General features: G+C 68.6%; 22 protein-coding genes. 13 read left to right on the top strand and 9 right to left on the bottom strand.

What is annotated here, in order from left to right:
* Positions 1-16: 16 nt before the first annotated feature.
* From AC11WY_RS15755 to AC11WY_RS15745, 3 genes are all read right to left on the bottom strand, one after another.
* The gene (locus tag AC11WY_RS15755) at positions 17-574 is read right to left on the bottom strand and encodes a hypothetical protein (protein WP_482927207.1); all 558 of its coding nucleotides are present in this window, start codon (positions 572-574) and stop codon (positions 17-19) included.
* A gap of 69 nt (positions 575-643) precedes the next feature.
* The gene (locus AC11WY_RS15750) at positions 644-1,384 is read right to left on the bottom strand and encodes an SDR family oxidoreductase (protein ID WP_482927204.1); all 741 of its coding nucleotides are present in this window, start codon (positions 1,382-1,384) and stop codon (positions 644-646) included.
* A gap of 4 nt (positions 1,385-1,388) precedes the next feature.
* Positions 1,389-2,912 carry a UxaA family hydrolase gene (locus tag AC11WY_RS15745; RefSeq protein ID WP_482927202.1) on the bottom strand — a complete coding sequence of 508 codons (1,524 nt, stop codon included), beginning with the start codon at positions 2,910-2,912 and terminating at the stop codon, positions 1,389-1,391.
* A gap of 56 nt (positions 2,913-2,968) precedes the next feature.
* Here AC11WY_RS15745 and AC11WY_RS15740 point away from each other — a divergent pair, with 56 nt between their 5' ends.
* Positions 2,969-3,703 carry a GntR family transcriptional regulator gene (locus AC11WY_RS15740; protein ID WP_482927200.1) on the top strand — a complete coding sequence of 245 codons (735 nt, stop codon included), beginning with the start codon at positions 2,969-2,971 and terminating at the stop codon, positions 3,701-3,703.
* 2 nt (positions 3,704-3,705) lie between these two features.
* Here AC11WY_RS15740 and AC11WY_RS15735 read toward each other — a convergent pair whose 3' ends face one another.
* Together AC11WY_RS15735 and AC11WY_RS15730 are read right to left on the bottom strand one after the other, a co-directional pair.
* A complete protein-coding gene (locus AC11WY_RS15735; protein ID WP_482927198.1) occupies positions 3,706-4,539 on the bottom strand; it encodes an amidohydrolase family protein in 834 nt (277 codons plus the stop codon).
* A 4-nt stretch (positions 4,540-4,543) separates the two neighbouring features.
* Positions 4,544-5,572, bottom strand: coding sequence for an aldo/keto reductase (locus tag AC11WY_RS15730; protein ID WP_482927196.1), 1,029 nt, complete (start codon positions 5,570-5,572; stop codon positions 4,544-4,546).
* Positions 5,573-5,670: 98 nt separating this feature from the next.
* Between AC11WY_RS15730 and AC11WY_RS15725 the strand changes: the two genes are divergently transcribed.
* The 4 genes from AC11WY_RS15725 to AC11WY_RS15710 are packed head-to-tail and all read left to right on the top strand — an operon-like array spanning position 5,671 to position 9,600.
* Positions 5,671-6,480, top strand: coding sequence for a BtpA family protein (locus AC11WY_RS15725; RefSeq protein WP_482927194.1), 810 nt, complete (start codon positions 5,671-5,673; stop codon positions 6,478-6,480).
* The gene (locus AC11WY_RS15720; protein ID WP_482927192.1) at positions 6,480-7,562 is read left to right on the top strand and encodes a M42 family metallopeptidase; all 1,083 of its coding nucleotides are present in this window, start codon (positions 6,480-6,482) and stop codon (positions 7,560-7,562) included. Before AC11WY_RS15725 ends, AC11WY_RS15720 begins: the two co-directional genes overlap by 1 nt.
* Complete coding sequence (locus tag AC11WY_RS15715) at positions 7,559-9,049, top strand: FGGY-family carbohydrate kinase (protein ID WP_482927190.1); 1,491 nt, start codon at positions 7,559-7,561, stop codon at positions 9,047-9,049. The genes AC11WY_RS15720 and AC11WY_RS15715 overlap by 4 nt, the downstream gene beginning before the upstream one ends.
* A complete protein-coding gene (locus AC11WY_RS15710) occupies positions 9,046-9,600 on the top strand; it encodes an SIS domain-containing protein (RefSeq protein ID WP_482927188.1) in 555 nt (184 codons plus the stop codon). Before AC11WY_RS15715 ends, AC11WY_RS15710 begins: the two co-directional genes overlap by 4 nt.
* Here the strand turns inward: AC11WY_RS15710 and AC11WY_RS15705 are convergent, their stop codons facing one another.
* The 4 genes from AC11WY_RS15705 to AC11WY_RS15690 all read right to left on the bottom strand — a co-directional run bounded on the left by AC11WY_RS15705 (position 9,601) and on the right by AC11WY_RS15690 (position 13,869).
* Entirely contained in the window at positions 9,601-10,059 is a 459-nt protein-coding gene (locus tag AC11WY_RS15705) for an RbsD/FucU family protein (RefSeq protein WP_482927186.1), read from the bottom strand.
* Positions 10,060-10,099: 40 nt separating this feature from the next.
* Positions 10,100-11,023, bottom strand: coding sequence for a carbohydrate ABC transporter permease (locus AC11WY_RS15700; protein WP_482927184.1), 924 nt, complete (start codon positions 11,021-11,023; stop codon positions 10,100-10,102).
* Between the two features lies 1 nt (position 11,024).
* Entirely contained in the window at positions 11,025-12,131 is a 1,107-nt protein-coding gene (locus AC11WY_RS15695; protein WP_482927182.1) for a carbohydrate ABC transporter permease, read from the bottom strand.
* 64 nt (positions 12,132-12,195) lie between these two features.
* Positions 12,196-13,869 (bottom strand): twin-arginine translocation signal domain-containing protein, encoded by a 1,674-nt coding sequence (locus AC11WY_RS15690; RefSeq protein ID WP_482927180.1) that lies wholly within the window; start codon positions 13,867-13,869, stop codon positions 12,196-12,198.
* Between the two features lie 260 nt (positions 13,870-14,129).
* On the opposite strand from AC11WY_RS15690, the gene AC11WY_RS15685 reads away from it, so the two are divergent.
* The 8 genes from AC11WY_RS15685 (at position 14,130) to AC11WY_RS15650 (ending at position 22,853) form a co-directional block, all read left to right on the top strand.
* Positions 14,130-15,194, top strand: a complete 1,065-nt coding sequence (locus AC11WY_RS15685; RefSeq protein ID WP_482927178.1) for an ABC transporter ATP-binding protein — start codon at positions 14,130-14,132, stop codon at positions 15,192-15,194.
* Complete coding sequence (locus AC11WY_RS15680) at positions 15,191-15,847, top strand: SGNH/GDSL hydrolase family protein (protein ID WP_482927176.1); 657 nt, start codon at positions 15,191-15,193, stop codon at positions 15,845-15,847. Before AC11WY_RS15685 ends, AC11WY_RS15680 begins: the two co-directional genes overlap by 4 nt.
* Before the next feature lie 13 nt (positions 15,848-15,860).
* The gene (locus AC11WY_RS15675) at positions 15,861-16,313 is read left to right on the top strand and encodes an RbsD/FucU family protein (protein WP_482927174.1); all 453 of its coding nucleotides are present in this window, start codon (positions 15,861-15,863) and stop codon (positions 16,311-16,313) included.
* Positions 16,314-17,231 carry a ribokinase gene (locus tag AC11WY_RS15670; protein WP_482927172.1) on the top strand — a complete coding sequence of 306 codons (918 nt, stop codon included), beginning with the start codon at positions 16,314-16,316 and terminating at the stop codon, positions 17,229-17,231.
* Positions 17,232-17,342: 111 nt separating this feature from the next.
* Positions 17,343-17,807, top strand: coding sequence for an ATP-binding cassette domain-containing protein (locus AC11WY_RS15665; RefSeq protein ID WP_482927170.1), 465 nt, complete (start codon positions 17,343-17,345; stop codon positions 17,805-17,807).
* Entirely contained in the window at positions 17,786-18,523 is a 738-nt protein-coding gene (locus AC11WY_RS15660; RefSeq protein ID WP_482927168.1) for a polysaccharide deacetylase family protein, read from the top strand. Before AC11WY_RS15665 ends, AC11WY_RS15660 begins: the two co-directional genes overlap by 22 nt.
* 131 nt (positions 18,524-18,654) lie before the next feature.
* A complete protein-coding gene (locus AC11WY_RS15655; RefSeq protein ID WP_482927166.1) occupies positions 18,655-19,623 on the top strand; it encodes an efflux RND transporter periplasmic adaptor subunit in 969 nt (322 codons plus the stop codon).
* The gene (locus tag AC11WY_RS15650; protein ID WP_482927164.1) at positions 19,620-22,853 is read left to right on the top strand and encodes an efflux RND transporter permease subunit; all 3,234 of its coding nucleotides are present in this window, start codon (positions 19,620-19,622) and stop codon (positions 22,851-22,853) included. Before AC11WY_RS15655 ends, AC11WY_RS15650 begins: the two co-directional genes overlap by 4 nt.
* The last annotated feature ends 20 nt before the right edge of the window (positions 22,854-22,873 follow it).

Below are 22,873 nucleotides of genomic sequence, written 5' to 3'. Positions count from 1 at the left end.
CCGACCGCACCGGGGATCAGCCGCGCGGCGGCGGGGCGGCATCCGGCGAATGGGCGCAAAGCGGATCAAGCGCGACGCTGACCCCCAGGGTGGCGGGGGCCGCGTCGCAACTGACCCAATCGGCCCGCTTGCCCAGCAGGTAATCCATCCGCGCGAAGAACAGCGTATAGGGGCCGGCGACCTGAACATCTTCGCCGGTCAACAGCGGCGAGACGCCGATATCCTCGTTCCCGGCGATGTCGGTGCGCCGGGCCGAGATCGACAGGCCGACCGCGGTGCCCTTGCCGTCGGGGGTCGCCGTCACCCTGAACCGGTAGTCGTCGGTGATCGGGGCCATCCCGAGGAACCCCTCAAAATAGCGGTGCGCGTCGATGCCGCCCGCGGTGTCGGCGATCTGCACGTCGCGCGGCACGCCCGACAGTTGCACGACCGTGCGCGCCGCCGCCAGCACCTGCGCCGGGGCGGCGGCGTAGCTGCGGGTGGTCGCGGCGGTGCGGTAATCCTTCGACCACATCGGGATCGTCGCACCGCAGGCGGCGAGGGCGAAGGGGAGCAGAATCCAGGCGCGTTTCATGAGGGCCTCCAGCTATGCGAGTCTTGAACGCCTATCTAGCGCGGTTCCGTCGCGGATCACGCCGGATCGTCACACGTTCGTCCAGCCGCCGTCGATGGCAATCGCCTGCCCGGTGATGAAGCTCGACTCGTCGCTGGCCAGAAACACGGCCAGCGCCGCGATTTCCTCGGGGCGGCCGATGCGGCCCATCGGCTGGCGCGCGATGAAGGCGGCGCGGGCGGTTTCATAATCGCCCAGCGCCCGCATCCGGTCGTGCAGCGAGGGGCTGTCCACCGTCGCCGGGCAGATCGCGTTGCAGCGGATGCCTTTCGTGATGAAGTCGGCGGCGATGGATTTGGTCATCCCGATCACTGCGGCCTTGGTCGCGCCATAGACATAGCGGTTGGGCGCCGCGATGATCGACGATGCGGCCGAGGCCATGTTGACGATCGAGCCGCCACCGTTGGCCAGCATCGCGGGCAGGAAGGCGCGGGTGACATGGTAATTCGCCTTGACGTTCAGGCCGAAGCTGAAATCGAACGCCGTTTCGTCGCAGTCAAGGATGCTGCCGTGGTGCACATAGCCCGCGCAGTTGAACAGGATGTCGACCGCGCCGACCCGATCGGCCATCGCCTGTACGGCAGCGGCGTCGGTCACGTCAAGCGGATGCGTCTCGATCCCCTCGGCGGCCAGCATTGCCAGCGCCCCGGCGTTGAGGTCGGTGGCGATCACCCGCGCGCCCTCGGCGGCAAACGCCCGCACTGTCGCCAGCCCGATGCCCGCGCCCGCCGCCGTGGCGAAGGCCGTCTTTCCGCTCAGCCGCATCGCCATTCTCCTACATCACCGCGCCGATCTGCCACGGCACGAATTCCGCGCCGCCAAACCCAAGCTCTTCGCTTTTCGTCTGCTCGCCCGAGGCGGTGCGGATCATCGCCTCGAAAATCTCGATGCCCTTCTGTTCGACGCTGACGCCCGCCGTGATGATGTCGCCGCAGTTCAGGTCCATGTCCTCGGACATGCGGGAATACATTTCGGTGTTGGTGGCAAGCTTGATGCAAGGCGACGGCTTGTAGCCCGACACCGAGCCGCGCCCGGTGGTGAAGACGATCAGCGTGGCGCCGCTCGCGATCTGGCCGGTGACCGAGGCGGGGTCGTAGCCGGGGCTGTCCATGTAGACAAAGCCCGGCGTGGTGATCGGTTCGGCGTATTTGTAGACGCCCGACAGCGGCGCGGTGCCGCCCTTGGCGACGGCGCCGAGGGATTTCTCAAGGATCGTCGTCAGCCCGCCGCGCTTGTTGCCGGGGCTGGGGTTGTTGTCCATCTCGCCCTGGTTGCGGGCGGTGTAATCCTCCCACCAGCGGATGCGCTCGATCAGCTTTTCGCCGACCTCGGGGGAAACGGCGCGGCGGGTCAGCAGGTGTTCGGCGCCATAGATCTCGGGCGTTTCCGACAGGATCGTGGTGCCGCCGTGGCGCACCAGCAGATCGGAGGCATAGCCCAGCGCGGGGTTGGCGGTGATGCCGGAATAGCCGTCCGAGCCGCCGCATTGCAGGCCGACGGTCAGGGCGCTGACCGGCTGCGGCGTGCGGGTGGCGCGGTTGGCAACCTCGCCCATCTCGCGCAGCACCGTCAGCGCGTGTTCGATGGTGCGCCGGGTGCCGCCTTCGCCCTGGATCGTCATGTAGCGGAAGTTGCCATCCTCGCGCAGCTTGTCCTTGCCGACCAGATCGGGGATCTGCAGCACCTCGCAGCCGAGGCCGACCAGCAGGATGCCACCGAAGTTGGGGTTCCGCGCATAGCCCGCCAGGGTGCGGAACAGGGTGTGGTAACCCTCGTCCTTGCCCGACATGCCGCAGCCGGTCTGGTGCACGATCGGCACGATGCCATCGACGTTCTTCAACTCCGCCAGCCAGGGCGCCTTTTCCGCCGCCTCGGCAATGAAGCGCGCGACGGACCCCGAGCAGTTCACCGAGGTCAGAATGCCCAGATAGTTGCGCGTGCCCACCTTGCCATCGCTGCGCAGGTAGCCGTTGAAGGTGCGCAGGTCGGGGGCGGGGGGCAGCGGGCGGCAATCTTCGCCAAAGGCGTAATCGGTCGAATGCGGGCCCATGCCGAGGTTGTGAGTATGCACCCAGGCCCCTGCCGGAATATCCTGCGTGGCAACGCCGATGGTCTGGCCGTAGCGCATCACCGGTGTGCCTGCGGGCAGGCCGGTGGCGGCGATCTTGTGGCCACGCTTCACGGGTTCGGACAGCGTCACCCCCGCGGCGACGGCCCCGATCCCGAGATCCTTCAACGCGATCACCACGTTGTCGGCCGGGTTCAGGCGAATGGCGTCCTTGCCGGTTTGCGGTTCCATCTTGCCCCCTTGCCCGGCGCTTGACCTGCGCGGGGCGTCATGACTAACATATTAGCATGCTACAGACCTCGGACGACCCTTCGCAAGCGCAATCTCCGGCCAGGGTGCCGCTGCGGCCGATCGAGGCCTTCACGGGCTCGCTGGCGGTGAAGACCTACCTGTCGCTGCGCGAGGCCATCATCGGCCTGGCCTATCGCCCCGGCGAGGTTCTGCGCAAGCCGCAGATCTGCGCGACGCTTGGCGTCTCGCGCTCGCCGGTGTCAGAGGCGATCGCGCGCCTTGCGGCCGAGGGGCTGGTGGATGTGGTGCCGCAGGCCGGCACCTTCGTCGCGCGATTCTCGATGCCGGAGATCCGCGAGGGCGCCTTCCTGCGCGAGGCGATCGAACTGGCCGCCGTCGAATACCTGGCGCCGCGCATCACCGAGGGCCAACTGGTGCAATTGCGCCGCAATCTGCGGGTGCAGGAGGCGCTGATGCAGGACGGCGATGTCGCGGGCTTCCACGCGCTGGACGGCGAGTTGCACGCGCTGATGCTGGCCTTCACCGGGCACCGCAAGCTCGGTCAGGTCGCCGACACCGCCTGGGTTCATGTGAACCGGGCGCGGCAACTGATCCTGCCGGTGCCGGGCCGGGTGGCCGCCACGCTGGCCGAGCACCGCGCCGTGCTGGCGGCGCTGGAGGCGCGCGACCCCGAGGCCGCGCGCGCGGCGCTGCGGCGCCACCTGCGCCAGTTGATCACCTTGCTGGAACCCCTGGAACGGGAGCGGCCCGAGCTGTTCGATCCGGCCTGACCTCAGCCCAGCCGGTAAAAGGCCGCCGCCGTGCCGCCGAACACCATCGCGCGGTCAACCGCGGAAAGCCCCCCGGTCAGGTCCAGCGCGGCGTCGCGCCAGTCGCCGTATTCGCCGCGCAACCGGCACACCGGCCAGTCGGACCCCCACATCACCCGGTCCGGCCCGAACGCCTCCAGCACATGGGCGGCGTAGGGGGCAAGGTCGGCGAGGCTCCAGCCGGGCGCCGCCTCGGTGATCAGGCCCGACAGCTTGCAATGCGCGCCGGTTTCGGCGAGCCGGGCCATGCCCTCGGCCCAGGTGGCGTAGGACTGCGGGCTATGAGTGCGGATCTGCGGCTTCATGCAGTGGTCGATGACCGTGCGCAGGCTGGGGTAACGCTGAAGAATGGTCAGGAAGTTCTTGAGATGGCGTGGAAATCCCAGCGCGTCGAAGCTGAGCCCGAGGTCGGCCACGGCGCGAAAGGCCCATTGCACGTCGTCACGCAGCACCCAGCCGTCGTCGGCGATGTCCTGAATCATCGGGCGCACGCCCTTGAATTTCGGGTGACCGGAAAGCCGTTTTAGAACAGCCGCTTGCGCCGGGTTTTCAAAGTCGATCCAGCCGACGACGCCCGCCACGAAGGGCGTCGCGTCGGCGATGCCCAGCAGGTATTCGGTTTCCTCGACCGTGGCTGCCGCCTGCACCAGGATCGTCGCATCGACCCCCGCCACCGCGATCTCGGGCGCGAGGTCCAGCGGCATGTAGCTTTGGCTCAGGACCGGGTCGTCCTTCGGCATCCAGCCGTAATCGCCGCGCGCCGGGTTCCAGAAATGCTGATGCGCGTCGATCTGCATGCCTTCACCCCACCGGTGCGTCGGGGCGCATCAGCCCCTCGGCCTTCAGATCGGCCCAGAGCGCGGGCGGGATCACCGCCGCCGCCGCCGCGATGTTCGAGGTCATCTCGGCGGTGCCCTGCCCGCCGGGGATGACCGAGACCACCGCTGGGTGACGCAGCGGGAACTGAAACGCCGCATCAACCATGCGGGTACCGTGGCGTTTGCACACCGCCTCCATCCGGGCCACGCGGTCGAGCACCGCCTGTGGCGCGAGGTTGTAGTCGTAGAACGCGCCGGGGCGCGGGCCGGTGGCGAGGATGCCCGAGTTATAGGGGCCGCCGACGACGATGCCGATGCCGCGCGCGCTGCACAGCGGCAGGAAGGTTTTCAGCGCCTCCTGCTCCAGCAGCGTATAGCGCCCGGCCAGCAGGAACAGGTCGAAATCGCCGTGTTCCGCCAGCCACTGCGCCGACCGCCAGTCGTTGATCCCGGCGCCGAAGGCCGTGATCACGCCCTGCGCGCGCAGGTCCGTCAGCGCGCGGTAGCCGCCGGCCATCAGTTCGGCGCGCTTCTCCACGACGCGCGCCTCGCTGCCCAGGTCGAAGGCGTCGAGGCTGTGGGCCAGCAGGATGTCCACCCGGTCCACCCCCAGCCGTTCGAGCGAGAACTCCAGACTGCGCATCACGCCGTCGTAGCTGTAATCCATCACCTCGGTCCGCGACGGCACCTCGAACCACTTGCCGAAGCCGTCGCGCCGGTCGGGGGGGGTGGCCTTCAGCAGCCGCCCGACCTTGGTTGACAGCACGTAGGCGTCGCGCGGTTTGCCGCGCAGGAACCGGTTCAGCCGCGTCTCCGACAGGCCGAGGCCGTAGAGCGGCGCGGTGTCGTAGTAGCGCACGCCGGCCTCCCAGGCCATGTCGAGCACCGCCTCGGCCTCGGCATCCGAAATCGCGCGGTAGAGGTTGCCCAGCGGCGCCGCCCCGAAGCCAAGTTCGGTGAAGGTCAGCCCGCCGTTGCCGAGCCGGTCCCAGTGCCGCGTCTTGAGTGTCATCCGATCCTCCCTGCCTGCGCTGACATGCTAGTATGAAATATCTTCCGACCCAATGCCTTCCGCGCTAGGTTCTGGTCGAAAGAGCGGGGCGGGGGCCGATGAATCGATTCCAGAAAGTGTTCGGGCCGGGAAAGCCGGTGATCGCAATGGTCCATCTGCCTGCGCTGCCGGGCGCCCCGCTTTATGATGCCGAGACGGGGGTGGACGGCATCGTCGCCGCGGCGCGCGCCGACCTTGCGGCGCTGCAGGCGGCGGGCGTCGATGCGGTGATGTTCGGCAACGAGAACGACCGGCCTTACGAGTTCGCGGTGGACGCCGCCTCCACCGCCACGATGGCCTATGTGATCGGCCGCCTGCGCCCCGAGATCACGGTGCCCTTCGGCGTCAACGTGCTGTGGGATCCGATGAGCACGGTGGCGCTGGCCGCCGCCACCGGCGCCGCCTTCGTGCGCGAGATCTTCACCGGCACCTACGCCAGCGACATGGGGCCCTGGACCCCCGATGCCGGTGCCGCGATGCGCTACCGCGACCGGCTGGGCGCGAAGGGGGTGGCGATGCTTTACAACGTGTCGGCCGAATTCGCCGACAGCCTCGACCGCCGCCCGTTGCCCGACCGGGCGCGCAGCGCGGTGTTTTCCTCGATCCCCGATGCGGTGCTGGTGTCCGGCGCGATCACCGGCGAGGCCGCGGCGATGGGCGATCTGGAGGCGGTGAAGAAGGTGCTGCCGGATACGCCGGTGCTGGCCAACACCGGCGTGAAACACGCGACGGTGGCCGAGGTGCTGCGGGTCGCCGACGGCTGCATCGTCGGCTCGGCGCTGAAGGTCGATGGCCACACCTGGAACGCGGTGGACCCCGAGCGCGCGCGCGATTTCATGGCGCGCGTGCGGGCGGCGCGGCGGCCATGATGCGCGCGTTGCTGCGCGAGCTGATGCTGATCCCCGGCCTGTCGGGGCATGAGGAACGCGTGGCGGCGGCGATCGCGGCGCATCTCGATGCGCTGAGGATCGCGCATCGCAGCGACCGGCTGGGCAACCTGATCGCCACGCTGCCGGGCGACCCGGCGGCGCCTTCGGTGATGGTGTTCACCCACATGGACCAGTTGGGCTTCGTGGTGCGCAAGGTGGACGCCGACGGCCTGATCCGGCTGGAGCGGCTGGGTGGCGTGCCGGAACGCGCGCTGGCGGCGCAGGCGGTGCTGATCTGCACCCGCACGGGCGACCTGCCGGGCGTGATCGCCAACAAGAGCCACCACGCCACCACGCCCGAGGAAAAGTACCGGGTGCTGCCCTATGCCGAGCTTTACGTCGACGCCGGTTTCGCCAGCAAGGCCGAGGCCGAGGCGGCGGGGCTGCGGATCGGCGACCCCGTGGTCTATCTGCCGCGCGTGCTGGACCTCGCCGGGGGGCGGATCGCGGGCACTTCGGTCGATGACCGGGCGGGCTGCGCGGTGCTGCTGGCGCTGGCCGGGCGGCTGCGGGGACGGGCCGGGCCGACGGTGCACCTCGTCTGGTCGGTGCAGGAGGAATACAACCTGCGCGGCGTGCTGCCCGCCGCCACCGCGCTCGCCCCCGACATCGCGCTGCAGATCGACCTGCTCTTGGCCTGCGACACGCCCGACATGGCCGCGCGCGGCGAGGTGCGTTTGGGGGGCGGGCCGGGGATCAGCCTTTACTCGTTCCACGGCCGCGGCACGTTGAACGGGGTGATCCCGCATCCCGCGCTGGTGCGGGTGATGGAGGATGCCGCGGCGCGGGCCGGGCTGCCGCTGCAACGCTCGGCCCATACCGGCGCGCTGACCGACCTTTCCTATGTGCAGTTCATGGGGCCGGAGGGGGTTGCCTGCCTCGACGTGGGCTTCCCGATGCGTTACTCCCACTCCGCCATGGAAGTCATTGATCCCGATGATCTTTCGTCGCTTGTGACGCTGCTGGACACGGCGCTGGCCGCGATCGGGCCGGGGTTCGACCTGTCGCGGGGGGTGCGGTGAGCGTCACGCTGGGCATCGATATCGGCACCTTCGAGTCGAAGGGCGTTCTGGTCGCCGCCGACGGCACGATCGTCGCCACGGCCACGCGCCCGCACAAGATGCTGGTGCCGCAACCGGGCTGGGCCGAACACCGCCCCGAGGACGACTGGTGGGGCGATTTCGTCCACATCTGCAAGGCGTTGCTGGCCGAGGCTCAGGTGAGGCCGGAGGAGATTGCGGCGGTGGCCTGTTCCGCCATCGGGCCCTGCATGCTGCCGGTCGATGCAAACGGCGCCCCGCTGATGAACGGCGTGCTTTACGGCGTCGATACCCGCGCGGCGGCGGAGATTGCCGAACTGACCGATCGGATCGGGGCCGACACGATCCTGACCCGCTGCGGCAACGCGCTGACCAGCCAGTCGGTGGGCCCCAAGATCCTGTGGCTGAAGCGGAACCGGCCCGAGGTCTACGGCCGGGCCGCGAAGATCGTCACCTCCACCACCTTTCTGATCCAGCGGCTGACCGGGGAATGCGTGATCGACCACTACACCGCGGCCAGTTTCAGCCCGCTTTACGACGTGGCGCGGTTGGACTGGGCCGATGATCTGGCGCCCGACATCGTGGCACTTGAGCGGTTGCCGCGCCTGATGTGGTCGACCGAAATCGCGGGGCAGGTGACGGCGGCGGCGGCCGCCGAAACCGGCCTTGCGGCCGGGACGCCGGTGACCTGCGGCACCATCGACGCGGCGGCCGAGGCGGTCAGCGTGGGGGTGCGGCACCCCGGCGACATGATGATGATGTACGGCTCCACCGTCTTCATCATTCAGGTGACGGCAAACCGGGTGCGGGATGCGCGGCTGTGGTATGCGCCCTGGCTTTTCCCCGGCCAGCACGCCAGCATGGCGGGGCTGGCGACCTCGGGCACGCTGACCCACTGGTTCCGTGACCAGTTCGCGCGCGATCTGCCCGCCGACACCGCCTTTGCCACGCTGGCCGAGGAGGCGGCAGCCTCGCCGCCGGGGGCGAACGGGCTGATCGTGCTGCCCTATTTCTCGGGCGAGCGGACGCCGATCCACGATCCGGCGGCGCGCGGCATGGTGTTCGGACTGAACCTGACCCACACGCGCGGCGACCTTTACCGCGCGCTGATCGAGGGGATCGCCTTCGGCACCGCGCATGTGTTCGACACCTTTCGGGATGCCGACCAGGCGCCGCAGCGTATTCTTGCGGTGGGCGGCGGCACCCGGAACCGGCTGTGGCTGCAGGCCACATCCGACGCGGGCGGGCTGCCGCAGGAGTTGCGGCGCACCTTGGTGGGCGCGGCCTATGGCAACGCCTTCCTCGCCGCGCTGGCCGTCGGCCGGGTGGCGGAGGGCGACATCGACCGCTGGAACCCTGCCGCCGGGGCGGTGACGCCGGTGCCGCAACCGGCCTATGCGAGGGCCACCCCGATCTTTCGCGCGCTCTATGATCGCACGCGCGACCTGATGGCCGAGGTCGGGCGATGACCCCGCCGTTCGACATGGCGCTGGCGGAACTGGGCGCCGCGCTGCGGGGCATCGACCCGCGCGCGGTCGAGGCCGCCTGCGCCGAGATCGCCACGGCGGGGGTGGTGGTGCTGTATGGCTGCGGGCGCGAGGGGCTGCAACTGCGGGGCCTTGCGATGCGGCTGCATCACCTTGGTCGCCCGGTCGCGATGCAGGGCGACATGGCCGCGCCGCCGGTGGGGCCGGGCGATCTGTTCCTGTGCTCGGCCGGGCCGGGTGAACTGGCCACGGTGACGGCGCTGATGCGGGTGGCGAAGGCGGCGGGGGCGCGGGTGCTGTTCCTGACGGCGGAACCTGCCACCCCCGCCGCGGCGCTGGCCGACCTTGTGCTGGCGATCCCGGCGCAGACGATGGCGCGCGATCTCGCCACCGGCGCCAGCGCCGTGCTGCCGATGGGGTCGCTTTACGAAGGCGCGCTGTTCGTGCTGTTCGAGGTGATGGTGAACCGGCTGCGGGCGATGCTGGGCGTTACGCCCGAGCAGATGCGGGCGAACCACACGAACCTTGAATAGTCAGGCCAGCGGCGGCAGGTCGATCACGCCCTTCTTCAGGATGAAGCAGCCGTAGGGCCCGCTGTCGGCGGTGCGGATGATGCAGAAGGCGCGCTTGGCGGCTTCGTAGAAGGCGAAGCGTTCCAGCGCCTGCATGGTGAGGGCTCGCCCCTCGGCGGCGTCGATCACCGCCTGCATCCGGGCGAACACCGGCATCTGCGCGGCGGGGTCGCCCACCACCTGCATCCGCGTCACCGGCGTCGGTACGAAGGTGTCGAGCGGCATCAGCCGCAGGATCGCCGCCGCCCCGGTGGGAATGTCGCATCCGGCCATGTCGATCAGCCGACCGTAGGTGGTCTCTTTCGCGATCGTCGCGGCGGGGTGGTTGACGTCGCAGATCACCAGATCGTCACCGTGCCCCATCAGCATCAGCGCGTGCACGATCTCGGCCGACAGCCGCGGGTCGATGCCCTTCAGCACGCGCGTGCCCGATTCTTCTGCGAAAAATCGCGCCCTGCGGTCACTTCACCGCCCCCGCCGCCATGCCCTTGATGATGTAGCGTTCCAGCGCCACGCCGATCACGATCAGTGGCAGGATGGCGGCAAAGCTCAGCGCGGCCATCGACCACCACGAAATTCCCTGCGAGCCGGTCTGGCTGGCCACCATCACCGGCAGCGTCACCGCGTTGGTCGAGGTCAGCAGCGCGGCGAAGAAATACTCGTTCCAGGTCAGCACCAGCGACAGGATGAAGGCGGCGACCATGCCGGGCAGCGCGATCGGCAGCACGATGGTCAGGAAGGCGCCCCAGATCGACAGGCCATCGACCAGCGCCGCCTCCTCAAGCTCGATCGGGATCGAGCCGAACTGGTCGCGCATGATCCAGATGACGATCGGCAGCACAGTCAGCGTATAGAGCAGGATCAGGCCGATCCGGGTGTCGAGCAGCGCCAGATCCTTGTAGACCACGAGGAAGGGCAGGGCGAGCACCACCGGCGGCAGGATGAGCTGGCTGAGGAAGAAGAACGAGATGTCGGGGTTGCGCATCCACAGGAACTTGTAGCTGAAGCGCGACAGCCCGTAGGCCGCGCAGCTTCCCAGCGCCACCGCCAGCGCCGAGGCCGAGACCGAGATGATGGTGGAATTCAGGAACCGCTTCATGAACTCGTCGCGCACCGTCGAGACATCGCCGATCGTGTCGGGCGACAGGCCCAGCGAGCGCCAGCCAAGCCAGGTCGGGGTGTAGCCCCACCAGGGCAGGATGTTGCCCTTCATCACGGTGGCCGCCGTCTTGAACGAGGTGGTGACGGTCCAGAAGACCGGGAACAGGCAGATCAGCGTCCACAAGAGCAGGATGCCGTAGATCAGCACCCGCCCGCCGAAACGGCGCGCGCGGAAGGCGCGGTCGATGGGGGCATCGTGGAAGATCTGCGCGGTGTCGGTCACGTCAGTACCTCGGGTTCATCCAGCGGTCGGCAAGCTTCATCAGCACCGTCATCGCGACGACGATCAGCACCAGATAGACCATCGCCAACAGGGTGCCGTAGCCCACGTTCGAGCGGTCGCGGTATTCGCGGTAGATGAAGCTCGACACGCTGTCGGTGGCGCCGCCGGGCCCGCCGGAGGTGACGTTGATGATGATGTCGGCCAGCTTGAGCTTGAAGATGATGCGGATCATCACGGCGGTGATCGAGACCGGCAGCATCAGCGGGAATGTCACCTCCCAGAACGATTTCCAGGCCGAGGCGCCGTCGACCCGCGCGGCCTCCTGCAACTCCTTCGGGATCGACTGCAGCCCGGCCAGGATCATGATCATCATGAAGGGGATGAAGGTCCAGGCGTCCATCGCCATGATGGTGCCGCGCGCGATCCACGGGCTGCCAAAGAACGAGGGCGTGTCCCAGCCCAGCAGCCGCGCCAGATGGGCGAGCGGGCCGAAGCGTATTTCCATCATCGACTTGCCGATCATCCAGCTCACCGCAACCGGCGAGAGCATCAGCGGCAGCAGGAACGCCACGCGGAAGAATTTTCGGGCGCGGATATCGGCGGCCAGCAGCAGCGCAAGGCCGAAGGCGATGGCATATTCCACCGCGATCGCAAGCACATACCAGACCATGTTCAGCAGCGCGTTCCAGAAGAACGGGTCGGCCCACATCTGGCGGACATTGTCGAGGCCGTTGAACTTCGGCCCGTCGGGCGACGACAGGTTCCAGTCGGAAAACGCGATGGTCAGCCCGAAGATCAGCGGAAAGACCACCATCGCCACGGTGAACAGCACGGCGGGCAGGATGAACAGGGTGCGCTTGCCCTGTTCGCCGCGCAGCACGACCTGCCCCGCGCAGAGGCCGACCCCCCACAGGACATAGGCGTAAAGCGTCGGACGCCAGTCGGCGAAACCGATCTGAACGTAGCCGTAGGATTGCAGGAACTGCAGCGCCGCCACCGCCACCAGCACGACCGCCGAGCCCCAGATCAGCAGGCGCCCGGCAGCGCGGCGCGCGGGCGTGATCGCGTCCGCCGTCACCACGTGCAGAAGGTCGCCCTGATCGGCCATCGTTTCTTTCCCTGCGAAGCAAAGGGCGGCCGGGTGACCGGCCGCCCCGTGGGTCATGCCCGGCTTACATGCCGAGCGAGGCCTTGTAGAGCTTGATCTGGGTATCGCGGCCGATCTGGTCGGTCAGCTTTTCCCAGGCGGCGGCGATGGCGTCCGCCGTTTCCTGCGCCGATTTGTATTTGCCGGCATAGCCCTTGGCCAGTTCGTCCTCGGCCACCGAGTAGTACTGGAAGATGCCGGGGATGCGCGGCTCGATCGCCGAGTTCGCGTGGTTGTAGCTGCCGAACTGGCTGTCGAGGTAGTTCTTGATGTAGGCTTCGTCATAGCCCGCACCGACCCACTCGGCGATATTGCTCTGGCTGTTGCGGTAGCACTGGAAGCCCGAGGGATAGGCCGCCGTCCAGAGCGCGAGGTCCTTGCCGCCGAGGTGCGCGGCCGCGGACCAGGCCGCCTTCTGCTTCTTGCTGTCGCTGTCCACCCGCGACATGACGTAGACGCCCCAGCCCAGATAGGCCATGTTCGGCGCGTAGTTCGGGCCCGAGGCGAGCTTTTCCCACTTGCCGGTCTTGTTGTTGTAGACGTCGTCCGAACCGGGCAGGATCGAATAGCCCGACACGTCGCCCACCACCGAACTGTCGGAGGTCTTGGCCGACGAGCCGATGTCGCCCCACCACGACAGCATCGAGCCGGTGCCGGCCAGGAACTGCTGGAACCCGGTGGTGCCGGGGTCGGCGTTGATCTGGTCGGCGGGCTGGTCGGCCAGCACGTCGAGCACGTCCTGGATGGCGCGCACGAAGGCCGGGTTGTTGACGTAGGGCTTCATCGTTTCGGGGTCGAACAGCCAGGCCCGGTTGTCGGGGTGCTTGGCATAGGCCGTCGCCCGGCTTTCGAGGAAGTAGAAGCCGAAGCCGCCCCAGCCCTTCAGCGGGTCAAGATAGCCATAGGCCGCCTGGCCCGACAGCGGGTCTTTCTGGCCCTTCAGGAACTTGGTGACGGCCTGCACCTGCTGCCAGGTCTTCGGCACGCCCCACTCGGAGGCGTTGCCCGCCGCCTTCCACGCCGCCGCAAGATCCTTGCTGGCGAAATAGTCGGTGCGGTAGTTGAAGTTGTGGCAGTCGCCGTCGATCGAGACGCGGTAGGTCTTGCCGTCCCAGGTGCCGACAGGGGCCTTGAGGTAGCCCACGTAGTCATCCATGTCGATCGACTTCTTCACCCAGTCGGGCATCTCGGACAACAGGCCCTTGCCGGCGGTGTCGCCCTCGAAGGGGGCGCCCATCTCGATGATGTCGAAGTCCACCGTCTTGGTCGCGATGGATTGCTGAAGCCGGGCGTTGTAGTCGGCCTGCGCAAGGTCGATCCACTTGATCTTGGCGCCGGTATAGGCCTCCCACGGTTTCAGGAAACCGCGGAACAGGAAGTTGTGCAGGTTCTGGTTGTTGAGCCCCATGAAGGTCAGCTCGACCCCGGCGAATTCGCCCGGCTTGACCAGGTCCTTGGTCGGCCCGAGGGTCATTTCCCCGACCTTCTGCCAGTCGGCATCGGTGGGCGAGCCCTTGCCCACGCCCGGAATCTTCAGGATCGCGGCGCGCAGGGACTCGTCGGCCCAGGCGGGTTTGACTCCGATTCCGGTAAAGACGCTGCCGACCGCGGCCGCGGCGCCGACCGAGGCCGCGCCCTGCAGCAGTTTGCGGCGGCTGAGCTGCGCCCGCATCATCGCTTGGTAGATTTCGACTTTCACGTTCAATCCTCCCAGTGGTTCAAATCGTTCCGTTGTCCAGGTCGGGGAGGTCGGCGGTTCGGTCCGCCCTTTGTCCGATGATCCCCGGCGGCCAGCCGCAACGCATCCGGCGCCTTGGCCGTTCGGGTGATGCTGACCGGGGAACCATCTCAGCGCCGGGGGAGTCTGTCAAGATTCTAACATGTTAGTATGTTTAGATCGTGGACAGCCCGAACGTCTCGGGTTAGTCCTGTCTGGAGAAACCGCGGGAAACGGGCAGGATGGCTGAAGTCACGGTACGCTCCCTTCGCAAATCCTATGGCGGGCTCGAGGTCGTGCACGGCATCGACGTTGACGTCGCCGATGGCGAGTTCGCGGTGCTGGTCGGCCCTTCGGGCTGCGGCAAGTCCACGCTGCTGCGCATGATCGCGGGGCTGGAGGGGATCAGTTCGGGCGAGATCCGCATCGGCGGCCGGCTGGTGAACCACCTGCCGCCGTCCGAGCGCGACATCGCGATGGTGTTCCAGAACTACGCGCTTTACCCGCACAAGACGGTCGCCGCCAACATGGGCTTCGCGCTGAAGATGCGCGGCATGGACAAGGCCGAAATTCGCAAGCGGGTGGATCGCGCCGCCGAGGTGCTGGGGCTGACCCCCTACCTCGACCGGCATCCCCGTGCATTGTCGGGCGGCCAGCGCCAGCGCGTCGCGATGGGCCGCGCGATCGTGCGCGAACCCTCGGTGTTCCTGTTCGACGAGCCGCTGTCGAACCTCGACGCCAAGCTGCGGGTGCAGATGCGCGCCGAAATCCGCGAGCTGCACCAGCGACTGGCCACCACCACCGTCTACGTCACCCACGACCAGATCGAGGCGATGACGATGGCCGACAAGATCGTGGTGATGCAGGGCGGCAGCATCGAACAGGTCGGCGCGCCGCTGGAGCTTTATGACCGCCCGGTCAACATCTTCGTCGCGGGCTTCATCGGATCGCCCGCGATGAACATGATCGAGGGCACGGTGCGCCGCGACGGCGGCGGCGCCTGGGTCGAGGTGATGGGGGCGCGGATGGACGTGCGCGACCGCGCCGGGCTGGACCAGGGCCGCCCGGTGACCGTGGGGATCCGCCCCGAGCATCTGGAGATCGCCGAACCCGGCCTGCAGGCGCGCGTGCTGGTGATCGAGCCGACCGGGGCCGAAACCCACGTCGTGCTGCGGCTGGGCCAGCAGGACGTGGTGACGGTGCAGCGCGAACGGCTTGGGCTGCGGGTCGGCCAGCCGCTGGCGCTGGGGGCGCGGCCCGATCATCTGCACCTGTTCGACCGTGCCAGCGGAGCCCGCATCCCATGACCGCTCCCGACCGCGTGGTGCTGCTGTTCGGCGATTCCAACACGCACGGCAGCGCGCCGATGGCGACGCTGAGCGGTGGCGGGCGCTTCGGCCCGGAGGTGCGCTGGCCGGGGCATCTGGCGCGTGCGCTGGGGCCGCGGGTGCAACTGATCGAGGAAGGCCACCCCGGCCGCACCACCGTGCATGACGATCCGATCGAAGGCGCGCACCGCAACGGCGCGCGCGTGTTGCCCGCGCTGCTGGAAAGCCACGCCCCGCTGGACCTTGTGGTGATCATGCTGGGCACCAACGACTTCAAGGCGCGCTTCTCGGTGACGGCGCTCGATGTCGCGCTGTCGGTCGAGAAACTCGCCCTGATGGTGCGCGCCGCGCAGGCGGGGCCGCAGGGGGGGGCGCCCGCGCTGATGCTGGTCGCGCCGCCGCCGGTGGTCGAGGTGGGCTGCCTGGCCGGTATCTTCGAGGGCGCCGCGCTGAAGTCGCCGGGCCTTGCCGCCCATCTGGCCGACGTGGCGGGGCGGCAGGGCGCGGCCTTCCTCGACGCGGGCGCCCGGATAGCCGTCAGCCCCCTTGACGGCGTGCATTTCGGGCCCGAGGCTCATGCCGTGCTGGGCGCCGCGATGGCGCGCGCGATGGCGCCGTTGCTGGGCCGCTGAGGGAGGACACGCGATGCTGAAGGGACTGGACCACCGCCTGAACGCCGAGGTGCTTTTCGTGCTGCGCGCGATGGGGCACGGCGACACGCTGGTGATCGCCGACACCAATTTCCCGGCCGATTCCATCGCGCGCCAGACCGTTTACGGCGATCTGCTGCGGATGGAAAACCTGACCTGCGGGCAGGCGGCGCAGGCGGTGCTGTCGGTGCTGCCGCTCGACAACTTCGTGGCCGATTTCGCGGGCCGGATGGAGGTGGTGGGGGCGCCGGACGAGGTGCCGCCGGTGCAGGCCGAGGTCCAGACCGTGATCGACGCGGCCGAGGGACGGCCCCGCCCGATGATCGGCATCGAACGTTTCGCCTTCTATGAGGAGGCGAAAAAGGCCTATGCGGTGATCCAGACCGGCGAGCGGCGGTTCTACGGCTGCTTTCTTTTCCGCAAGGGCGTGATCCCGCCGGAGGCATAGATGGCGGGCCCGATCGTCATCCTTGGCGTCTTCGTCGCCGACACCGCCTATCGCGCCGACCGCGCGCCGCGCATGGGCGAGACCATCCTTGGCAACAGCTTCAAGCTGGGGCCGGGCGGCAAGGGCTCGAACCAGGCGGTGGCGGCGGCCAAGGCCGGGGGCCGGGTGCATTTCATCACCAGGCTGGGGCGCGACACCTTTGCCGACATGGCCCTGGCGACCTGGGCCGAGGCGGGCGTGATCCCCGAGGTCACGCAGCACGCCGACAGCTACACCGGCGCGGCCTACATCTTTGTCGAGGAGGCAACCGGCAACAACGCGATCATCGTGTGCCCCGGTGTGGCGATGACGATCTCGCCCGCCGACATCGAGGCGCGCGCGGCGCTGATCGGGTCGGCCGCGGTGTTCGTGACGCAACTGGAACAGCCGATGGACGCCGCCCTCCGCGCGCTGGAAATCGCCCGCGCCGGGGGCGCCCGCACGATCCTGAACCCGGCGCCGGCCGCGCCGCTGCCGCCCGGCCTGCTCGCGCTTTGCGACATCGTCACCCCGAACGAGACCGAGGCCGAGGCGCTGACCGGGCTGCCCGTGCGCACGCCCGAGGAGGCCGCCGCGGCGGCCGGGCGGCTGCTGGCGCAGGGCGTCGGCGCCGTGGTCATCACGCTGGGCGCGCAGGGCGCGGTTTACCGCGATGCGACCCGCACCGTGCATGTGTCCGCGATCAGCGCCGGGCCGGTGGTGGAAACCACCGGCGCAGGCGACGCCTTCACCGGTGGGTTCGCGACGGCGCTGGCCGAAGGCATGGACCCGGTCGCCGCCGTCCGCTTTGGCTGCGCGACGGCGGGCATTTCCGTCACCCGGCCCGGCACCGCACCGTCGATGCCGTTGCGCGCAGAGATCGACGCTTTGCTGGCCTGAGCGCCACGCCCGGCCGCGACGCGCATTCCCTTTGGCTCCGGTGTCGCGGGTTGGGCATGTTCGGCCCAGGCAGACCGGGCCCGGCCCGCCGCGATGTCGGGGGGCGGTCGCGTGCTGTTCGCGGTCGTGGCCGGGCTGAAGATCGTCATCGGCTCGCCGTTCGGGCTGACGCTGCGCGGCGACACCAGCATCGAGGAGGCCTATGCGCTGGTCCCGCTGTTGAAAGCGCGGTGCAAGAGCGGTGGCGGTCAGCTTTCGGGCGGCGAGCAGCGGATGCTGGCGGTTGCGCGCGCGCTGATGGGGCGGCCGAAGCTGCTGCTGCCCGCCGAGCCGCTGGAGGGGCTGGCCTTGGTGATCTGCGACATGCTGACGGGCGTGTTCGCGCGGCTGGCGCTGGGCTTCGCCGACCGTGGCGTGATCCTGGAAGGCGGTGTCGGGCTGGCGGGCGCGGCGGTTCCCGATCCGCGCGAAGATGTGAGTTGCGGGCGCGACCGGCCTGTGATGGAGGTCGCCCCGTCGGCCCTTCGGGTCGGCCCCCGGAGCTGGAGCCCGCGATGCCGACCGCCCTTGCCCTGACCCGCCGCGCGCTGCTGCTGGGCGCCGTCGCCACGCCGGTGCTGGCGGCGCGGCCACCCTCGGGGCTGGTCGAGCCGCACATGCGGCTGGCGCCGTCGGCCGAGCCGACAGTGGCGCTGACGCTGGACGCCTGCGACGGGCATGTGGACGCGCGCATCCTTGACCTGCTGGTGGCCGAGGCGATCCCGGCGACCATCTTCGTCTCGGGCCTCTGGCTGCGGGCGAACCCGGAGGCGTTCCGCACCCTGCTGGACCATCCCGACCTGTTCGAGATCGGCGACCACGGCGCGCATCATTATGCGGTGATCGACCGGCCGATGGTGCTGTGGCGGGTTCACGCCGCGGGGTCGGCGCCCGGAATCGCCGCCGAGGTGACCGGCGGGGCCGCGCTGTTGCAGGCCGCCGGGGCGTCGCGCCCGGCCTGGTTCCGCGGGGCGGCCGCGCTTTATACGCCCGCCGGTCTGGCGCAGGTGGTGGCGATGGGCTACCGCATCGCGGGCTTTTCGCTGAACGGCGATGCGGGCGCCTCGCTGGATGCGGCCGAGACCGCGCGGCGCATCGCATCGGCGCGCGACGGCGAGGTGATCATCGCCCATGTCAACCAGCCCAAACGGACCGCCGGGGCCGGGGTAGCCGCGGGGGTGCGCGCGCTGCGGGCCAGGGGCTTGCGCTTCGTGCGGCTGTCGGCGCCGGGGGTGGAGGTCATCCCGGCCTGAACCACCCCCTGCGGCATTCGCGCGCTGATCGCCGAAAAGGTGTATCTTCGGGGTCGAGAGGGTTGCGCTCTCCGGCGTGACGACATATTCATCATGTCGAATATGATTTGGCCTCACGGGGGTTCACCACCATGCGATCGCTTCTTGCCGCGCTTTTGTTGTCTGCCGCACCCCTTGGCGTGCTGGCGCAGGAGGGTGCGCCGCTCGCCCCCGTGACCATCACCGAGTGGAAAGCGGTCTACGGCCAGATCGAGACCAGGGACCGGATCCCGGCCCGCGCCCGGATCGGCGGCACGCTGACCGAACTCGACGTGACCGAGGGTGACATGGTCACCGCGGGGCAGAAGATCGCAACCATCGTGGACCAGAAGATCGCGTTTCAGCTTACAGCGATGGACGCGCAGATCCAGGCCTACCAGGCGCAGCTTGACAATGCGCAGACCGAACTGAGCCGCGGCAAGGAACTGCTGTCGCGCGGGGTCAGCACGAACCAGCAGCTCGACACGCTGCAAACCCAGGTCGACGTGCTCACCAACCAGATCGCCTCGGGCGATGCGCAGCGCCGGGTGATCGTCGAACAGGCGGCCGAAGGCGACGTGCTGGCGCCGATCGCGGGCAAGGTGCTGGACGTGCCGGTGACCAAGGGCGCGGTGATCCAGCCGGGCGAGGCGGTGGCGACGCTGGGCGGCGGCGGGTTCTTCCTGCGCCTTGCCGTGCCGGAACGCTTTGCGACCACCCTGAAGCAGGGCGCGCCGATCGACATCAAGTCGCCCGCAGGCTCTGCCGTGGGCAAGCTGGCCAAGATCTATCCGCTGATCCAGGGCGGCCGGGTGACGGCCGATGTCGAGGTCAGCGACCTGCCCGACAGCTTCGTTGACGCCCGTGTTCTGGTCCGTCTGCCGGTCGGCACGCGGGCGGCGCTGATGGTTCCCGTGAGCGCGCTGCTGACCCGGTCCGGGGTCGATTTCGTCAGCGTCACGCGCGATGGCAAGACCGAATTGCGCGCCGTGGTACCCGGCGAACACCAGACGGTGGCGGGGGTCGAGATGGTGGAGATTCTGTCCGGGCTCGCGGTCGGCGACACGGTGGCCCCGAAATGAGCGACGCGCCCCGCACCCCGCCCGAGCAGCGGTCACTCGGCCTCGCCGGCCGGTTGACCCGGATGTTCATCATCTCGCCGCTGACGCCACTTTTCATCCTCGCGGCGCTGGCGGTCGGCTTCGTCGCGCTCACTTCGCTGCCGCGCGAGGAAGAGCCGCAGATTTCCGTGCCGCTGGTGGATATCCACATCCAGGCCTCGGGCCTGAAGGCCGAAGACGCGGTGAAGCTGGTCACCGAACCGATGGAAACCATCGTCAAGGGCATCGACGGGGTCGAGCACGTCTATTCGCAAACCGTCGATGACGGCGCACTGGTCACCGCGCGCTTCAAGGTTGGTACCTCGGCCGATGCCGCCATCCTGCGCGTGCACGACAAGGTGCGCGCCAACATGGACCGCATCCCGGTCGGCATCCCCGAGCCGCTGATCGTCGGGCGTGGCATCAACGACGTGGCGATCGTCGATCTGACGCTGTCGGGCAAACCGGGCGCGAATGTCACCGCGAACGACCTGACGCGGGTCGCGCGGGCGCTGCGCACCGAGGTTTCCAAGATCGACAACGTCGGCCTGACCTACCTTGTCGGCGAGGCGCCCGAGGCGATCCGGATCGCGCCCGACCCGGAAAAGCTCGCGCTTTACGGCGTGACGCTGCAACAGCTTGCCGCCAAGGTGCAGGGCGCCAACCAGGTGCTGAACACCGGCAGGCTGCGCGATCAGGGCCAGATGATCGACCTGGAGGCCGGGCAGACCCTGACCGCGCCCGCCGAAGTGGCGAACCTGCTGCTGACCACGCGCGACGGGCGGCCGGTCTATGTCGGCGATGTCGCCAAGATCGCCTTCGTCGAGGATACCGCCGATCAGCTGGTGTCGAACGTGATCCGCGGCCCCGATGGCGCGCCCGAACGGTCGCCCGCGGTGACGCTGGCGGTCGCCAAGCGGGCCGGATCGAATGCCGTCGTGGTGGCCGAGCAGATCCTTTCCCAAGTGAAGGACATGCAGGGCTCGATCATTCCCGACACCATGACGGTCGAGGTGACGCGCGACTATGGCGTCAGCGCCAATGACAAGGCCAACGAGTTGTTGTTCCACCTTGGCCTGGCGACGCTGTCGATCATCGCGCTGGTGCTGCTGGCGGTCGGCTGGCGCGAGTCGATCGTGGTGGCCATCGTCATTCCGGTCACCATCCTGCTGACGCTCTTCGCCGCCTGGATCATGGGCTACACGCTGAACCGGGTCAGCCTGTTCGCGCTGATCTTCTCGATCGGGATCCTGGTCGACGATGCCATCGTGGTGATCGAGAACATCGCCCGGCACTGGGCGATGAAGGGCGAGGGCAGCCGGGCCGAACGGGCCATCGACGCCGTGGCCGAAGTCGGCAACCCGACCATCGTGGCGACGCTGACCGTGGTCGCGGCGCTGTTGCCGATGCTCTTCGTCTCGGGGCTGATGGGGCCCTACATGTCGCCGATCCCGGCCAATGCCTCGGCCGCGATGATCTTCTCGTTCTTCGTCGCGGTCATCATCACGCCCTGGCTGATGGTGCGGGTGGCGGGCAAGGCCTCGATGGCGGCGCATTCCGATGAGGATGTCTATGGCGGCCACCACGGCGGCGGCCCGCTGGGGCGCATCTACGCGCGGGTGGCGCGGCCGATCCTGAAGACCAAGGGCCGCAGTCTGGCCTTCCTCCTGATCACGGCGGCGCTGTCGTTCGGCTCGCTGGCGCTTCTCTATACCAAGGACGTCACCGTCAAGCTGCTGCCGTTCGACAACAAGTCCGAACTGTCGGTGGTGATCGACATGCCCGCGGGCACCGCGACCGAGGCCACCGACGCGGTGGCGCAGCAGGTGGCGGGCCGCATCATCGACCTGCCCGAGGTGATCTCGGCGCAGACCCATGCGGGCACCGCGGCGCCGTTCAACTTCAACGGTCTGGTGCGGCACACCTATCTGCGCGCCAACCCGAACCAGGGCGACGTGCAGATCAACCTGACACCGAAGGGCGATCGCAGCCGGACCAGCCACGACATCGCGCTCGATATCCGCCACCGCATCGCCGACATCGCGCTGCCCGAGGGCGCCAGTCTGAAAACGGTGGAACCGCCGCCCGGCCCGCCGGTGATCGCGACCCTGCTGGCCGAGGTCTACGGCCCCGACGCGCAGACCCGCCGCGATGCCGCCCGCAAGATCGAGGCCGCGTTCAAGTCGGTGCCCTATATCGTCGATGTCGACAACAGCTTTGGCGTGCAGCCGCGCCGCCTGCGCGCCACCGTATCCACCGACAAGCTGGAATTCTACGGCGTGCAGGAATCCGACGTGTTCAACACGCTGCAAATCCTGAACGGGATGACGACGGTCGGCTATTCCAACCGCGGCGACGGGCGCGACCCGATCCCGATCATGGTCGCCCGCGACAAGTCGGACCGGGTGATGGACGAACGCTTTCTCACCACCCCGATCCCGGCCAACGTGCTGCCGGGCGCCAAGGGCGTGGTCGAGCTTGGCGACGTGCTGAACGTGACGACGGAAAAGGCGAGCTACCCGATCTTCCGCCACAACGGCCGCTTTGCCGAGATGGTCACCGGCGAGCTGGCCGGGTCCTACGAGGCGCCGCTTTACGGCATGCTCGCGGTCGACGCGGCGCTGGACAAGATGACCTGGCCCGCCGGTGAAAAGCCGGTGGTGAGCCTGCACGGCCAGCCCGACGACGAAAGCCATGTCACCCTGTTGTGGGATGGCGAGTGGGAGGTGACCTGGGTCACCTTCCGCGACATGGGCGCGGCCTTCGGGGTGGCGCTCCTGGGGATCTACATCCTCGTGGTGGCGCAGTTCGGCAGCTTCCGCCTGCCGCTGGTGGTGCTGACGCCGGTGCCGCTGACCTTCCTTGGCATCATGGTGGGCCACCTGATCTTCCACGCGCCATTCTCGGCCACCTCGATGATCGGGTTCATCGCGCTGGCGGGGATCATCGTGCGGAACTCGATCCTGCTGGTCGACTTCATCCGCAATGCCGACCCGGCGGGCAAATCCGAGATCGACATCCTGATCGAGGCCGGGGCGATCCGCTTCAAGCCGATCATCCTGACCGCCATCGCGGCGATGATCGGGGCGGTGGTGATCCTGACCGACCCGATCTTTCAGGGCCTCGCCATCTCGCTGCTGTTCGGGTTGATGTCCTCGACGCTGCTGACCGTGCTGGTGATCCCGGCGATCTACCGCGTCTTCAAGACCTGACCCTTGGCGGGGGGCGGCCG

This window comes from Solirhodobacter sp., from assembly GCF_964715405.1.
This window is presented reverse-complemented; position numbering and strand designations above follow the sequence as displayed.

Excerpts from the sequence above, each read along its gene's own strand:
- AC11WY_RS15755 (WP_482927207.1), bottom strand. The coding sequence starts at position 574 with ATGAAACGCGCCTGGATTCTGCTCCCCTTCGCCCTCGCCGCCTGCGGT.
- AC11WY_RS15750 (WP_482927204.1), bottom strand. The coding sequence starts at position 1,384 with ATGGCGATGCGGCTGAGCGGAAAGACGGCCTTCGCCACGGCGGCGGGC.
- AC11WY_RS15745 (WP_482927202.1), bottom strand. The coding sequence starts at position 2,912 with ATGGAACCGCAAACCGGCAAGGACGCCATTCGCCTGAACCCGGCCGAC.
- AC11WY_RS15740 (WP_482927200.1), top strand. The coding sequence starts at position 2,969 with ATGCTACAGACCTCGGACGACCCTTCGCAAGCGCAATCTCCGGCCAGG.
- AC11WY_RS15735 (WP_482927198.1), bottom strand. The coding sequence starts at position 4,539 with ATGCAGATCGACGCGCATCAGCATTTCTGGAACCCGGCGCGCGGCGAT.
- AC11WY_RS15730 (WP_482927196.1), bottom strand. The coding sequence starts at position 5,572 with ATGACACTCAAGACGCGGCACTGGGACCGGCTCGGCAACGGCGGGCTG.
- AC11WY_RS15725 (WP_482927194.1), top strand. The coding sequence starts at position 5,671 with ATGAATCGATTCCAGAAAGTGTTCGGGCCGGGAAAGCCGGTGATCGCA.
- AC11WY_RS15720 (WP_482927192.1), top strand. The coding sequence starts at position 6,480 with ATGCGCGCGTTGCTGCGCGAGCTGATGCTGATCCCCGGCCTGTCGGGG.
- AC11WY_RS15710 (WP_482927188.1), top strand. The coding sequence starts at position 9,046 with ATGACCCCGCCGTTCGACATGGCGCTGGCGGAACTGGGCGCCGCGCTG.
- AC11WY_RS15695 (WP_482927182.1), bottom strand. The coding sequence starts at position 12,131 with ATGGCCGATCAGGGCGACCTTCTGCACGTGGTGACGGCGGACGCGATC.
- AC11WY_RS15685 (WP_482927178.1), top strand. The coding sequence starts at position 14,130 with ATGGCTGAAGTCACGGTACGCTCCCTTCGCAAATCCTATGGCGGGCTC.
- AC11WY_RS15680 (WP_482927176.1), top strand. The coding sequence starts at position 15,191 with ATGACCGCTCCCGACCGCGTGGTGCTGCTGTTCGGCGATTCCAACACG.
- AC11WY_RS15675 (WP_482927174.1), top strand. The coding sequence starts at position 15,861 with ATGCTGAAGGGACTGGACCACCGCCTGAACGCCGAGGTGCTTTTCGTG.
- AC11WY_RS15670 (WP_482927172.1), top strand. The coding sequence starts at position 16,314 with ATGGCGGGCCCGATCGTCATCCTTGGCGTCTTCGTCGCCGACACCGCC.
- AC11WY_RS15660 (WP_482927168.1), top strand. The coding sequence starts at position 17,786 with ATGCCGACCGCCCTTGCCCTGACCCGCCGCGCGCTGCTGCTGGGCGCC.
- AC11WY_RS15655 (WP_482927166.1), top strand. The coding sequence starts at position 18,655 with ATGCGATCGCTTCTTGCCGCGCTTTTGTTGTCTGCCGCACCCCTTGGC.
- AC11WY_RS15650 (WP_482927164.1), top strand. The coding sequence starts at position 19,620 with ATGAGCGACGCGCCCCGCACCCCGCCCGAGCAGCGGTCACTCGGCCTC.